10 protein-coding genes and 1 pseudogene are annotated in these 13670 nt (G+C 71.4%); 8 read left to right on the top strand and 3 right to left on the bottom strand.

Features of this window, described 5'->3' with window-relative positions; all coding sequences use genetic code 11:
* Positions 1-202 precede the first annotated feature (202 nt).
* Positions 203-466 (bottom strand): WhiB family transcriptional regulator, encoded by a 264-nt coding sequence (locus tag ACZ59A_RS24300; protein WP_004952403.1) that lies wholly within the window; start codon positions 464-466, stop codon positions 203-205.
* Positions 467-1110: 644 nt separating this feature from the next.
* Between ACZ59A_RS24300 and ACZ59A_RS24295 the strand changes: the two genes are divergently transcribed.
* The 4 genes from ACZ59A_RS24295 to ACZ59A_RS24280 all read left to right on the top strand — a co-directional run bounded on the left by ACZ59A_RS24295 (position 1111) and on the right by ACZ59A_RS24280 (position 5058).
* Positions 1111-1623 (top strand): cysteine dioxygenase, encoded by a 513-nt coding sequence (locus ACZ59A_RS24295; protein ID WP_470961722.1) that lies wholly within the window; start codon positions 1111-1113, stop codon positions 1621-1623.
* A 49-nt stretch (positions 1624-1672) separates the two neighbouring features.
* On the top strand, positions 1673-2635 hold the full coding sequence (gene cofD / locus ACZ59A_RS24290; protein ID WP_470961719.1) for a 2-phospho-L-lactate transferase: 963 nt from the start codon (positions 1673-1675) through the stop codon (positions 2633-2635).
* Positions 2632-3975, top strand: coding sequence for a coenzyme F420-0:L-glutamate ligase (locus tag ACZ59A_RS24285; protein WP_470961716.1), 1344 nt, complete (start codon positions 2632-2634; stop codon positions 3973-3975). Before cofD ends, ACZ59A_RS24285 begins: the two co-directional genes overlap by 4 nt.
* Positions 3976-4149: 174 nt before the next feature.
* Positions 4150-5058 (top strand): DNA-3-methyladenine glycosylase family protein, encoded by a 909-nt coding sequence (locus tag ACZ59A_RS24280; protein ID WP_470961712.1) that lies wholly within the window; start codon positions 4150-4152, stop codon positions 5056-5058.
* 26 nt (positions 5059-5084) lie between these two features.
* Here ACZ59A_RS24280 and manB read toward each other — a convergent pair whose 3' ends face one another.
* Both manB and ACZ59A_RS24270 read right to left on the bottom strand, forming a co-directional pair.
* Complete coding sequence (gene manB / locus ACZ59A_RS24275) at positions 5085-6185, bottom strand: mannose-1-phosphate guanylyltransferase (RefSeq protein WP_468052690.1); 1101 nt, start codon at positions 6183-6185, stop codon at positions 5085-5087.
* 192 nt (positions 6186-6377) lie between these two features.
* Positions 6378-7691, bottom strand: a pseudogene (locus ACZ59A_RS24270) (peptidoglycan recognition protein family protein); the annotation flags it as partial.
* 116 nt (positions 7692-7807) lie between these two features.
* On the opposite strand from ACZ59A_RS24270, the gene ACZ59A_RS24265 reads away from it, so the two are divergent.
* The 4 genes from ACZ59A_RS24265 (at position 7808) to ACZ59A_RS24250 (ending at position 13520) form a co-directional block, all read left to right on the top strand.
* On the top strand, positions 7808-8551 hold the full coding sequence (locus ACZ59A_RS24265; protein ID WP_470961709.1) for a TIGR03089 family protein: 744 nt from the start codon (positions 7808-7810) through the stop codon (positions 8549-8551).
* A gap of 220 nt (positions 8552-8771) precedes the next feature.
* Positions 8772-9890, top strand: a complete 1119-nt coding sequence (locus ACZ59A_RS24260; RefSeq protein WP_470961707.1) for an LCP family protein — start codon at positions 8772-8774, stop codon at positions 9888-9890.
* A 240-nt stretch (positions 9891-10130) separates the two neighbouring features.
* The gene (locus tag ACZ59A_RS24255; protein ID WP_470961704.1) at positions 10131-11819 is read left to right on the top strand and encodes an LCP family protein; all 1689 of its coding nucleotides are present in this window, start codon (positions 10131-10133) and stop codon (positions 11817-11819) included.
* Between the two features lie 69 nt (positions 11820-11888).
* Positions 11889-13520: an LCP family protein gene (locus ACZ59A_RS24250; protein ID WP_470961701.1), complete on the top strand. Its 1632-nt coding sequence runs from the start codon at positions 11889-11891 to the stop codon at positions 13518-13520.
* The last annotated feature ends 150 nt before the right edge of the window (positions 13521-13670 follow it).

Here is a 13670-nt window from a genome sequence, read left to right as displayed (position 1 = left end):
TACGGGCCCCGGTTCGCTGGACTGCGGTGGACGAGCCCGCCCCAGGGGGACGTTGGCGCGCCTCGGACGGGCCCCCACACTAACGGCTGCGTACGCAGGCGTCGCCCGCCCACCGCCCCTCGCGCGGCCGCTTCACGTCGCCGCGCTCGCCGCCTCCGGCTCGGCGGAACCGCGCACTCCGCCGTGAGCTGTGCGGATGTGGTCAGACCGCTGCCTTCTTCAGCCGACGGCGCTCGCGCTCGGAGAGGCCGCCCCAGATGCCGAAGCGTTCGTCGTTGGCGAGGGCGTACTCAAGGCATTCGGAACGGACCTCGCAGGCCAGGCAGACCTTCTTCGCCTCACGCGTGGACCCGCCCTTTTCCGGGAAGAACGATTCGGGATCGGTCTGGGCGCACAGTGCGCGCTCCTGCCAACCGAGCTCCTCGTCCGCCTCTTCGACCAGCAGTTGCTGGAACAACTCGGTCATGTGCGCCCCTCGTCTGTTTTTGCGTCCCCGGTGCCGTCCCCGTGCCCTGGTGCCATGGGTCAAACCGGCAGAACGACACGTGTGAAATTACAAGTGCGCCGATCCGGGCCAGTCAAGCCGAGATCTGCTATTGGGCCTCTTATTCACTCTGCGGAACCAAGGCTGCGCGGAAAGTGTTCAAATCGGCCTAAACGCGACACGCTTCCCGTCCGCTGTCCCTGGTGTCCCCGGCACCTCTCCCGTTTCTCACTGTGGAGGACGCCGTGGACGCCGTTCCCGTTGCACACGTGTTCTCCTCGCGTACGGGAACGGGTGCTGCGCCACCTCTCCGGCTAACGCGGGGACAAACCGATACGCCTCCACAACGACCGGATGAGGTGAACGATGGGCGCGCGACCGGAGATCAAGTTGACAGGGCGGCGAGGACCCGCTGTCCTTGTCCTCATGTCAGTGACCCACGCGCCCCAGTCGACCCGTGACCACGGGTTCCGCTGCGCCGTGCAGGCTCGCTGTCGCTGTTCCAGCTGTTGATGCCCTTCTGAGCTCCAGCTTTCTCCCCTCGCGTCTCTTTCGCGTCTCCCTGCGTCATCCCGCACAGCTCCGCTTCGCGCACCGCCGCGCTTCTCCGCCGAGGAACCCCCCACATGAACAGCGACGTCCAGATCGCCGGTGACCCGCTCGCCATCCCGCATCTGCTGCCGCCCGCACCCGCGCACCCCACCACCGTCTCCGGCTTCGTCGGACTGGCCCGCGATATCGCCGCCGACCGCGACGGCTGGGCACCGCTCGTCCGGTACGACGCCACCACGCGCTGGTACCACCGGCTGCGCACCGGCCCCGGCTATGAGGTCTGGCTGCTCAGCTGGGTGCCCGGGCAGGGCAGCGGCGCGCATGACCACGGGCGCTCCTCCGGCGTACTCACCGTGCTGCAGGGCGAGTTGACCGAGCGCGCGGGAGCGGATGGCGGCGCACGGCATACGTTGCGCGCCGGAGCGCAGCGCGTCTTCGCGCCCGGATACGTGCACGACGTCGTCAACGACGCGCTCGAACCCGCCGTCAGCCTGCACATCTACTTCCCCGGCCTCACCGAGATGCCGCCGCACCCCGCCCGGGCCGCCGACGCGGCCGCCTCCGACGCCCTCGACGTCCTGCGCTGAGCCCGCCCCGCACGGTCCCGTTGTCGTACCCGACTGCAACACTGTGCCCATGCGCATTGTGGTTCTGGCAGGCGGCATCGGCGGCGCCCGTTTCCTCCGCGGTCTGATGTCGGCTGTTCCCGACGCCGACATCACCGTCATCGGCAACACCGGCGATGACATCCACCTCTTCGGCCTCAAGGTCTGCCCCGACCTCGACACCGTGATGTACACCCTCGGCGGTGGCATCCACGAGGAGCAGGGCTGGGGCCGGGCCGAGGAGACGTTCGCCGTCAAGGAGGAGCTGGCGGCGTACGGCGTGGGGCCCGAGTGGTTCGGCCTCGGCGACCGGGACTTCGCCACGCACATCGTCCGTACGCAGATGATGGGCGCGGGCTACCCGCTCAGCGCCGTCACCGAGGCGCTGTGCGCGCGGTGGCAGCCGGGGGTGCGGCTGCTGCCGATGACGGACGACCGCGTCGAGACGCACGTCCTCATCGATGACCCCGATGGTGACGGCCGCAAGGCCGTGCACTTCCAGGAGTACTGGGTCCGGATGCGCGCCTCCGTGCCCGCCCACGCCGTGGTCCCCGTCGGCGCCGACCAGGCCAAGCCCGCGCCCGGCGTCCTGGAGGCCATCGCCGACGCCGACGTGGTCCTCTTCCCGCCGTCCAACCCCGTCGTCAGCGTCGGCACCATCCTGGCCGTCCCCGGAGTGCGCGAGGCCATCGCCGACGCCGGGGTGCCCGTCGTCGGCCTCTCCCCCATCGTCGGCGACGCGCCCGTGCGCGGCATGGCCGACAAGGTGCTCGCCGCCGTCGGCGTCGAATCCACCGCCGCCGCCGTCGCCAAGCACTACGGCTCCGGGCTGCTCGACGGCTGGCTGGTCGACTCCGTCGACGCCGGGGCGGTCGACGAGGTCGAGGCGGCCGGGATCCGCTGCCGGGCCATCCCACTGATGATGAGCGACACCGAGGCCACCACGCGCATGGCCACCGAGGCGCTGGCGCTGGCCGAGGAGGTCCGGGCATGAGCGGATCGCCCTCCCTCCAGACGCCCTCGTACCAGGTCTGGGCCCTCCCCGGGCTGCCCGAGGTGCGGTCCGGCGACGACCTCGCCAAGCTCATCGCCGACGCCGCGACCGCCGGTGGCCTGCCGGGGCTCGCGCACGGCGACGTCCTGCTCGTCACCTCGAAGATCGTCAGCAAGGCGGAGGGGCGCGTCGTCGCGGGCGACGACCGCGAGGCCGCCATAGACGCCGAGACCGTACGGGTCGTCGCGCGGCGCGGGCGCACCCGGATCGTCGAAACCCGGCACGGCCTGGTCATGGCCGCCGCCGGAGTCGACGCCTCCAACACCCCTTCCGGCACCATCCTGTTGCTCCCCGAGGACCCCGACGCGTCCGCCCGTGCCCTCCGGGACGGGCTGCGGGACGCGCTCGGCGTCGACATCGGCGTCATCGTCACCGACACCTTCGGGCGGCCCTGGCGCACCGGGGTCACCGACGTCGCCATCGGCGCGGCCGGGGTGCGCGTCCTGGACGACCTGCGGGGCGGCACCGACACGCACGGCAACCCGCTGAGCGTCACCGTCGTCGCCACCGCCGACGAGCTGGCCGCCGCCGGTGAGCTGGTCAAGGGCAAGGCGGACGGGCTGCCGGTGGCGGTGCTGCGGGGGCTGCCGCAGGTGGTGACCCCGGACGCCGAGGAGCCCGACGCGGGCGCGCGGCCGCTGGTGCGCGGCGCCGCCGACGACATGTTCCGGCTGGGCACCTCGGAGGCCGTACGGGAAGCGGTGACCCTGCGCCGTACGGTCCGCGAGTTCACCGCCGAGCCGGTGGACGGCGCGGCGGTGCGGCGCGCCGTGGCCGCCGCCGTCACCGCACCCGCGCCGCACCACACGACGCCGTGGCGGTTCGTGCTGCTGGAGTCGGAGGAGTCGCGGACGCGGCTGCTCGACGCCATGCGGGACGCGTGGATCGCGGACCTGCGGGGTGACGGCTTCTCGGAGGAGTCCGTCGCCAAGCGGATCCGGCGCGGGGACGTGCTGCGCAAGGCGCCGTATCTGGTGGTGCCGTGCCTGGTCGCGGACGGCGCCCACACGTACCCCGATCCCCGGCGGAACGCGGCGGAGCGGGAGATGTTCGTGGTGGCGGCCGGAGCCGGGGTGCAGAACCTGCTGGTCGCGCTGGCGGGCGAGCGGCTGGGGTCGGCGTGGGTTTCGTCGACGATGTTCTGCCGCCCGGTGGTGCGGGAGGTGCTGGACCTTCCGGAGGACTGGGACCCGATGGGCGCGGTCGCCGTGGGCCACCCGGCGGTCGCGCCCGCGGCGCGGCCGGAGCGGGGCGTGGAGGGGTTCGTGGCGGTGCGGTAGCCCTGCGCGGTTGCGGGGCGCGGTCGTCGGTCGCGGTTGCGCCACAGGGCGCGCGGAGCGGGGGTGCGCGCCGGTGCGGGGGTTGTGCGGGTGCGTTTCGGAGTGCGGATGCGCTTTGGGGGTGCGGGGATGGGTACGGCCCGGCCCCGTCCCGCCATCCCCTAGGGTGGCGGCGTGGTGGAGCGTCGTGTGTGGGTGCCTTCCTGCGCGTACGACCTCGCGCGGAATCTCGGCGTGCTGCAGCGAGGCCCCGGGGATCCGGCGTTTCGTGTCGACGCGGACGGGGCGTACTGGCGGGCCAGCCGGACCCCGGCCGGGCCCGGGACCGTTCGGATCGCGCGGGACGGCAAGGGGGTCGAGGCCCAGGCGTGGGGGCCGGGGGCCGAGTGGCTGCTGGACCGGCTGCCCGCGCTCCTCGGCGCCGACGACGATCCGTCCGCGTTCACCCCGCGGCACCGGCTCGTCCATGAGGCGCACCGCCGGAATCCCGGGCTGCGGCTGATCCGGACCGGGCTGGTGCTGGAGTCGCTGATCCCCTCGATCCTGGAGCAGAAGGTCACCAGCGACGAGGCGTACCGGGCCTGGCGGTTGCTGCTGCAGCGGCACGGTGAGCCCGCGCCGGGGCCGATGGAGCGCATGCGGGTCATGCCCGATCCGCGTACCTGGGCGCTGATTCCGTCGTGGGAGTGGCACCGGGCGGGTGTGGACGGCAAGCGCTCGGCGACGATCCTGCGGGCCGTGCGGGTCGCCCGGCGGCTGGAGGAGGCCGCGGCCATGGATCTCGACGCCGCGTCACACCGGCTGCGGCTCATCCCGGGCATCGGCCCCTGGACGGCGGCGGAGACCCTGCAGCGCAGCAACGGCACCCCGGACGCGATCACGGTCGGGGATCTGCATCTGCCCCGTCTCGTCGGCTACGCGCTCACGGGTGAACGCGGTACGGACGACGCGGCGATGCTGGAACTTCTCGCGCCCTACGCCGGGCAGCGGCACCGGGCGGCCCGGCTGATCCTGCTGTCGGGCCGGGCGGCGATGCCCCGCCGGGCGCCGCGCTTCGCGGTGCGGGACTTCCGGGCGATGTAGCCGCCCGCGCCGACGCCCGGGAACCGCTACTGGTCCGACGAGAACCGCACCGCGCCCGGCGGGATGTCCACCCCGCACCACACCCGCACCCCATCGCGCAGTTCGTTGTCCGGGCCCACCAGCGCGCCGTCCCCGACCACCGCGCCGTGCAGCACCGTACGGGCGCCGACCCGGGCCCCCGCGCCGATCAGCGAGTCGCGGACCTCGGCGCCCTCCTCGACCACGGCCCCCTCCAGCACCGTGCTGCCGTCGATGCGCACCCCCGCGCCCACGCGGGCCTGCGGCCCGATGACCGTGCCGCCGGTGAGCTTGGCGTCGCCCGCGACGGAGGCGGAATCCAGGACGAGGCGGTCGCCGCAGCGGCCCGGGACGGCCGGGGAGGGGGCGCGGCCGAGCACGAGGTCGGCGGAGCCGCGGACGAACGCCTGCGGGGTGCCGAGGTCGAGCCAGTACGTGGAGTCGACCATGCCCTGGAGGTGGGCGCCCGCGGCGAGGAGCCCGGGGAAGGTCTCGCGTTCGACGGAGACGGGCCGGTCGGCCGGTATGGCGTCGATCACGGAGCGGTTGAAGACGTACGCGCCCGCGTTGATCTGGTCGGTGACGATCTCCTCGGGGGTCTGCGGCTTCTCCAGGAAGGCGGTGACCCGGCCCTGCTCGTCGGTGGGCACGAGCCCGTACGCGCGGGGGTCGGTGACCCGGGTGAGGTGGAGGGAGACATCGGCGCCGGTCCGGCAGTGGGTGTCCACCAGGGCGCGGATGTCGAGGCCGGTGAGGATGTCCCCGTTGAAGATGAGCACCGGATCGTCGGGGCCCGAGCGCAGCCGGGAAGCGACGTTGCGGATCGCGCCGCCGGTGCCGAGCGGCTCCTCCTCCGTCACGTACTCAAGGTGCAGGCCGAGGGAGGAGCCGTCGCCGAAGTACGGTTCGAAGACCTCGGCCAGGTAGGAGGTGGCGAGCACGATGTGCTCGACCCCGGCGGCGCGGGCGCGGGCGAGTTGGTGGGTCAGGAAGGGAACTCCGGCCGCAGGGACCATCGGCTTGGGAGTGTGCACCGTCATCGGGCGCAGCCGCGTTCCCTTGCCGCCGACCAGGAGGATCGCTTCTGGCGTTGCTGGCGCTTTGGTCACGTAGTCTCTGCTTCCTGCTCTGGCACCCCGTGGTCGGCGGCCAGTGTATGCAGAAGCCAGGACCGCGCCTTGTCAGCGCCCCTGGAGCCGGGCGGCTGTGCTGCGTACGGAGCCGAGCTTGCTGTACAGGCGCTGTCCGGGACACTCGGTGGCGAAGCCGTCGCGGTGTCCGGAGATGACGCGCAGCTTCACATTGACGCCCTTTTTGTACCTGTTGCCGCCGCCGGACACCAGATGAGTGGTGCCGCGTGGATTCCGGTTGAAGAGACCGAGTTTCCAAGCGGTGAGTTTGGAGAGGGCCTTGACGGCCTTGGCGGAGGGCTTCGCGGTGGAGAAGGTGCCGAGGACGGCGATGCCCATGCTGTTCTGGTTGAACCCGAGGGTGTGCGCCCCGAGTACGGCTTTGGTGACGCCTCCCGAGCGGCCTTCGTAGACGTTTCCGCACTTGTCGATGGTGAAGTTGTAGCCGTAGTCGCGCCAGCCCATGCTCTGGACGTGGTAGCGGTAGATACTGCGCAAAACGGAGGGAACCTGGGCGCAGGTGTAGCTGTTGCCCGTCACCGTGTGGTGGACGAAGGCGACTTTGACCGTCTTGCTGTAGGCGTGGCCGCTCTCGCGGATCGTCTCGTCGGCGCCCCATCCGGCGCGGGTGATGATGCGCGGCCGGGGCGCGGTGTGGCGGGCGGCGCTGGCCTCGGCCTGGCCGCCGGGGAGTTGGGTGGCCCCGGACGGGCGCGGACGCGGATTCGGGGTGGCGGGCCGGGCGGCGGGCGAGTGGGCGCCGCCGCTGGGATGCGAGTGCGACTGCGGGTGCGACTGCGGATGCCACTGCGGGTGCGCGTGCGACTGCGGATGTGATTGCGGGTGTGGTTGCGGATGCGGCTGCGGTTGCGGGTGTGACTGCGGCTGCGGCTGCGGGTGCTGACCGGCGGTGGGGTGCGGGTTGACCGGCTGCCCGGGCGTGGGGTGGGCCGGGGGCGGGGCGGGGGCGGCGCCGGGGCTGACGAGCTGGAGGCGCAGCCCGGCGGGGAGGGCCGCCGGTGCGGCGCCGGCGGCCCGGGCAGCGCGGACGCGGGCCTGCACGCCGTCGGAGTCGCCGACCCACAGCGGGGCGGTGCCACCGCGCGGGTGGCCGACGCCGCCGTCGGAGGCGGCGCCGGGGGTGGGGTCGGGGGCGTCGTCTTCGTACGCCGGGAGGTCGCGCCAGGCGGACCACACGCCGGATCCGGCGGCGCGGGTGCGCACCTGGACTTGGCCGCGGAGGTCGGCGGAGGCGTCGTTCCAGACCGCGCCGACGAGGGAGAAGGGGGGTACGTCGCGGGCGGCGAGCCCCCGGGTGCCACCGGGCGCGGCCACCCCCCGGTCGAGCGGGAGCAGGGGCAGCGACTGGGTGCCGCCCCTGAGGTCGGCGCGTTCGGCCCGGGCATGTGCGGTACCCAGGGCGGACGGAAAGGCGAGGGCGGCGGTGCACACGACGCCGACCGAGGATGCAAGGAATCCACGCATGATGAAAATCCTGTGCATATCGTGACACAAGTGTCTATTCGGACGCGCGGTGAGGGGCCGACTGGAAGAGTCGGCCGACCCCCTGCGGGGCGTGTCGGGCGCGTACCCTTGCGCGGATGAACGCCACCGATCGCACCCCCGCCGACCTGCTGCGATCCGCGCTCGCCGCGGATCCCGCGCGCCCCCTCGTGACCTTCTACGACGACGCGACGGGCGAGCGCGTCGAACTCTCCGTGGCGACGTTCGCCAATTGGGTGGCGAAGACCGCCAACCTGCTGCAGGACGATCTGGCCGTGGCCCCCGGCGACCGGGTGGCGCTGCTGCTGCCCGCCCACTGGCAGACCGCGGTGTGGCTGCTGGCCTGTTCGTCGGTCGGGGTCCTCGCGGACGTCGGCGGCGATCCGGCCGCGGCCGATGTGGTGGTGAGCGGGCCGGACACCCTGGAGGGGGCGCGCGCGTGCTCCGGGGAGCGGATTGCGCTCGCCCTGCGCCCCCTGGGTGGCAGGTTCCCGCAGCCGCCGCAGGGGTTCGCCGACTACGCCGTGGAGGTGCCGAGCCAGGGCGACCGCTTCGCGCCGTACGCCCCCGTGGACCCGGACGCGGCGGCGCTGGCCGTCGGCGGTCTGAAGCTGACCGGCGCGGAGCTGGTGGAGCGGGCGCGCGCCGACGCGGCCGCGCGCGGGCTCGAAGCGGGTTCCCGGGTGCTGTCGGGGCTGCCGTACGACGGCTGGGAGGGGCTGTCGTACGGGCTGTACGCGCCGCTGGCGGCGGGCGGCTCGGTGGTGCTGTGCCGCCATCTGGACCAGTTGGACGAGAAGGGGCTCACGGAGCGCCGGGAGAGCGAGCGCGTCACCGTCTAGCGCCCCTTCGTCCTCCCGGAGCCCACGGCCCGGCGGCCCGTCTGACCCGTCCGGCGGACTGCCGGGCCGAGCCCGCGCGCCCCGGCGCGCACCCCGCGCGATGATCGACGGATACGTACAACCATGTGCGGGGTTCGCATGTCTGTCCCAATGATCGGCCCAGCACGCGATACCGCTCCCGTCCGCTGCCGGGCGAGAGGCGGGGTGGGAGGACGCGGACGTGACGACTGACGGCCAAGAGCCGGCGCCGAGACCCAAGCGCCGCTGGCTGCGCGTGGTCGCGCTGGGCGCGACCCTGCTGGTGCTGTCCGTCGCCGGGACGGGGTGGTGGTTCTACGAGCGCCTCGACCGCAATATCCGCACCGACACCCGGACCGCGGACGAGCTGCGGAAGTACGAGGCCGACCGGCCGGTCTCGATGGTGCGCGACGCGCAGAACATCCTGCTGATCGGCTCCGACAACCGGGGCGGCAAGGGGAACGGCAAGTACGGCCGGGACACCGGCACCCAGCGCTCGGACACCACGATCCTGCTGCACCTCCAGGCCGGGGGCAAGAGCGCGACCGCCGTCTCCATCCCGCGCGACCTGATGGTGGACGTCCCGGACTGCGACCGGCCCAACGGCGGCCGACTCGCGGCCCGGTTCGCGCAGTTCAACTGGGCGTTCGAGTTCGGCGGCCCGGCCTGCACGATCCGTACCGTGGAAAAGCTCACCGGGATCCGGGTGGACCACCATGTGATCGTGGACTTCAGCGGCTTCAAGAAGCTGGTGAACGCGGTCGGGGGCGTGGAGGTGTGCCTGACCGAGCCGGTCGACGACGACGACGCGCATCTGCGGCTGCCCTCGGGCCGTCAGGTCCTGCACGGGGAGAAGGCGCTGGGCTATGTCCGCGCCCGCTACTCCATCGGCAACGGCAGCGACACCGAGCGCATCGCCCGCCAGCAGGAGTTCCTCAGCTCCCTTGTGAAGAAAGTGCAGAGCAATGGTGTACTGCTCAATCCGGCGAAGCTGTATCCGGTGCTCAGCGCGGCGACCTCCGCGCTGACCACGGATCCGGGGCTGGACACCCTCAAGGACCTGTACGCCTTGGTGCGCGGGATGCGGGACATCCCACGCGAGAAGATCCGTTTCCTTACGATTCCACGACAGCCGTATACGTACAACAAGAACCGTGATGAACTCGTCCAGCCCGATGCCGACCGGCTGTTCCGCCAACTCCGCCTGGACCGCCCGGTGTCGGTGACCCACGCCGTCACGGCCGGCCACGGTGAGGATCCCAAGGGCGTGGACCGCACTCCGTACCAAGGAACCACGGCGGCTCGTGACATCTGTGGGTAAAGACCGGGTCGCCGGTATCCAAAGGTGAGCCCAGACTCGTGAAGAATCTCGAAAGGATTGGGCAGATTGCCCAGTTGTAGGGAAGTGGAATTTGTCACCGGCGTCGCTTGACGCGGATCCGGGCGGATAGTGTGAGCGATCCGGTGCGCCCGATGTGTGACCGCGCACTGTATATGAAGACGGACCGAGCGCCTTGAGGGGGAGGCGCCCGCGTGGCACCGACGGAGGACACAGGCGACCGTGGACGCGCAAGGCCATGGGCGGGACGGTGACATCGACCCCGCCGATCAGTGGGTGTTCGACCCGAACACCGGCAACTATGAGCTGCGGCTGAACCCCGCTGGGGAGACGGCCTCGGCCGCCGAGCCCCACGCGGCCCCCAGAACCACGGGCCGCCGTCGCGCCCCGGAATCAGAGCCGCGGGGGCGCAGGCGGGCACAGGGCAAGCGGGAGCCGGAGAAGGCGGCGGCTCCCGCGAGCAGGCGAAAGCCGAAGCCGAAGAAGTCGAAGACGAAGAAGGCGCTGTTCTGGGGCAGTGGCACCCTGGCCTTTGTGCTGGTCGGTGGCTCCGCCGCGGCGTACTTCGTCTATCAGCACCTCAACGGGAACATCAGCAAGGTGGACATCGGCGAGAACAACGCCGCGGTCACCGACGGACCGATGAACATCCTGCTCATCGGCACCGACCGGCGTGATGGCAAGGGGAACGAGGGCTACGGTGACGCGGGTAGCGTCGGCCATGCCGACACGACCCTCGTCATGCATGTCTCCGAGGACCGGACCAATGCGACGGTGCTGTCCATTCCGCGTGACATGATCACGGACATTCCGGACTGCCCGACCAAGCAGGAGGACGGTTCGGAGAAGGTCATCGCGGGCGAGCAGGAGGCGCGCTTCAACACCAGCCTCGGGCAGGAGGGGCGCGACCCCGGCTGCACCATGAAGACGGCCGAGAAGATCACCGGGCTGGACATCACCCACTTCATGATGGCGGACTTCAACGCCGTGAAGTCGATGTCCACGGCGGTCGGCGGCGTCGACGTGTGCCTCGCCAAGGACATCGACGACCCCAAGTCGCATCTGAAGCTGAAGGCGGGCAAGCACAACATCAAGGGCGAGCAGGCCCTGGCGTTCGTGCGGACCCGGCACTCCGTGGGCTTCGGCGGCGACCTGGACCGGATCAAGCTGCAGCAGCAGTTCCTCAGCTCCATGATGCGCAAGATGAAGGGGAACGGGACGCTCAGCAGCCCGAGCAAGATGTGGGGCCTGGCCAACACCGCGACCAAGGCGCTGACCGTGGACACCGGCATCGGCACCGTCGACAAGCTGGTCTCGCTGGGGAAGGCGCTCGGCAAGGTCAACCTGAAGAACATGACCTTCACGACGGTTCCGGTCGTCGACAACACCGACGGCGCGACGGTGCTGCTCGACAAGACCAAGGCCGAGCCGCTGTTCGCCATGGTCCGGCAGGATGTGTCGCTGACCGAGGTGAAGAAGAAGGAGAAGGCGGCCAAGGACAAGCAGGCGGCGCGGCTCAAGGGGCCGAAGGCCGATCCGGCGCAGGTCCGGGCCCGGGTGCTGAACGGCAGCGGGCAGACGGGGGCCGCCCAGGAGACCCTCGACTGGATGCAGAACACCGAGGGGATGCCGCTCACCAGCAACGGCGGAAACGCTCCGGCAGATCTGGAGAAGACCACTCTGGAGTACGCTCCCAACCAGGCGGACCAGGCGCGCCGGCTGGCCGACAGCATGGGGTTGCCCGCGTCCGCGATGAAGGAAGGCACGAAGGACGCCGCCCCCAGGGCGGAGATGACGCTGACACTCGGCGCCGACTTCAAGGGCGCGGGCACTCCCATCTCCGCTCCGGCCCAGGCGCCGAAGGACATTCAGAAGGTCGAGGCCGACGACAAGAACGTCTGCGCCAAGTGACCACTCCCGGCCGTCGGAGCACCCTCGCCCATCGGTCCGGACGAGCACGGAAGTACGGGGAGGGGCCCGATGCGGCAGAGCAGTGTGCGGGGGGAGGGACGGCGGCAAGCCGTGCCCGAACCCCGCGGCACCGGTGAGGATGACAGCCCGCCCGGAGCGGAAGGCCCCGCGTCGAGTGACGCGGGGCGCCGCGGGGGCGGTCGGGGCGGCCCCGCGGCCAAGCGCGGCAGCCGGGGGTTACGCGTGGTGCGGTGGAGCGCGCTGGCGCTCGCCGTGCTGGTACTGGGCGCGGCAGCCGGTGGTTATCTGTACTACAACCACCTGAACGGCAATCTGAGGAAGGAAGCCCTCGACCTCGGCGACAGCAAGCTGGGCAAGCCCGAGCCGAACGCGGCCGGTCAGACCCCGCTGAACATCCTGCTGATCGGCTCGGACAGCCGGAACACCGCCGAGAACGTGAAGCTCGGCGGCGCCAAGCAGGACGCCGACCGCAAGCCGCTGGCCGACGTACAGATGCTGGTGCACGTGTCGGCCGACCGCAGCAACATGTCGGTGGTCAGCATTCCGCGCGACACCCGGGTGACCATCCCCCGGTGCACCGACCCGGACGACAAACGCGTCTATCCGAAGACCGAGGCGGCGATCAACCAGTCGCTCCAGCACGGCGGTCCGGGCTGCACGGTGGCCACCTGGAAGGAACTGACCGGCATATACATCGATCACTTCATGATGATCGACTTCACCGGGGTGGTCTCCATGGCGGACGCCGTCGGCGGCGTCCCGGTGTGCGTGAAGGACAACGTCTACTCGCACGACAGCAAGGGCCATGGCTCGGGGCTGCGGCTGACCGAGGGCACCCACCCGGTCAAGGGCGTCCAGGCCCTCCAGTGGCTGCGGACCCGCTACGGCTTCGAGGACAACACCGACATCGGCCGGGCCAAGGCCCAGCACATGTACATGAGCTCGATGATCCGTCAGCTGAAGCAGGGCACCAAGCTCAGCGACCCGGGCAAGCTGATGGACCTCGCGGAGGCGGCCACGGACGCGCTGACCGTCGACCACGGCCTCGGTGACGTCAAGAAGCTCTACAACCTGGGCAACGACCTGAAGCGGGTGCCGACCGAGCGCACCACCATGGTCACCATGCCCTGGCAGTACAGCGCGGACGAGCAGTTCGTGGAGCCCAAGCCCGGCGACGCCGAGCAGACCTTCGCGCTGCTGCGCAACGACACGGCGCTGGACGGCAAGGACAAGAAGAAGCCCGACAAGACCCCGGCCCCCACCGCGCCCAAGAGCGAGGTCCCGGTCGTCGTGCAGAACGGCACCGCCTCCATGGTGTACGGGCCCGTCTCCGGCCGGGCAGGCGTGATCACCAACCAGCTCGCGCAGCTCGGCTACACCAAGGCCGCCGCGAACACGGTGCTCATCTCGCAGGCCGACACCACCGTGGCCTACCCGAACGAGTCCGAGCAGGGCGACGCGCTCGCCGTGGCCAAGGCGCTGGGGCTCCCCAAGAGCGCGGTGAAGTCCTCGAAGTCGGTGCAGGACGTGACCGTGGTGGTCGGCAACGACTGGCGTGCGGGCACGACGTACCCGAAGGCCGGAGCGGCCGACGACGACAAGGCGCCGGAGAGCGCCGACGCCCTCAACGGCGAGGACAAGACGGCGTGCATGAAGATCAACCCGAACTACACCTTCTGACGCGTACGACCCGACGCGTCAGGCCGTACGCGTACGGCCTGACGCGGGTACGACGGCGGGGGGGGGGGGGGGGGGGGGGGCCGCGCTCAGCCCGCGCCCCCCTTACTTTGTCCCTTCTCCCCCCCTCCCCCCCCGGACCGTGGGGTGGAC

The sequence above is a fragment of the Streptomyces sp. NPDC040405 genome (assembly GCF_055595765.1).
This window is presented reverse-complemented; position numbering and strand designations above follow the sequence as displayed.

Excerpts from the sequence above, each read along its gene's own strand:
- ACZ59A_RS24300 (WP_004952403.1), bottom strand. The coding sequence starts at position 466 with ATGACCGAGTTGTTCCAGCAACTGCTGGTCGAAGAGGCGGACGAGGAG.
- ACZ59A_RS24295 (WP_470961722.1), top strand. The coding sequence starts at position 1,111 with ATGAACAGCGACGTCCAGATCGCCGGTGACCCGCTCGCCATCCCGCAT.
- cofD (WP_470961719.1), top strand. The coding sequence starts at position 1,673 with ATGCGCATTGTGGTTCTGGCAGGCGGCATCGGCGGCGCCCGTTTCCTC.
- ACZ59A_RS24285 (WP_470961716.1), top strand. The coding sequence starts at position 2,632 with ATGAGCGGATCGCCCTCCCTCCAGACGCCCTCGTACCAGGTCTGGGCC.
- ACZ59A_RS24265 (WP_470961709.1), top strand. The coding sequence starts at position 7,808 with ATGAACGCCACCGATCGCACCCCCGCCGACCTGCTGCGATCCGCGCTC.
- ACZ59A_RS24250 (WP_470961701.1), top strand. The coding sequence starts at position 11,889 with ATGCGGCAGAGCAGTGTGCGGGGGGAGGGACGGCGGCAAGCCGTGCCC.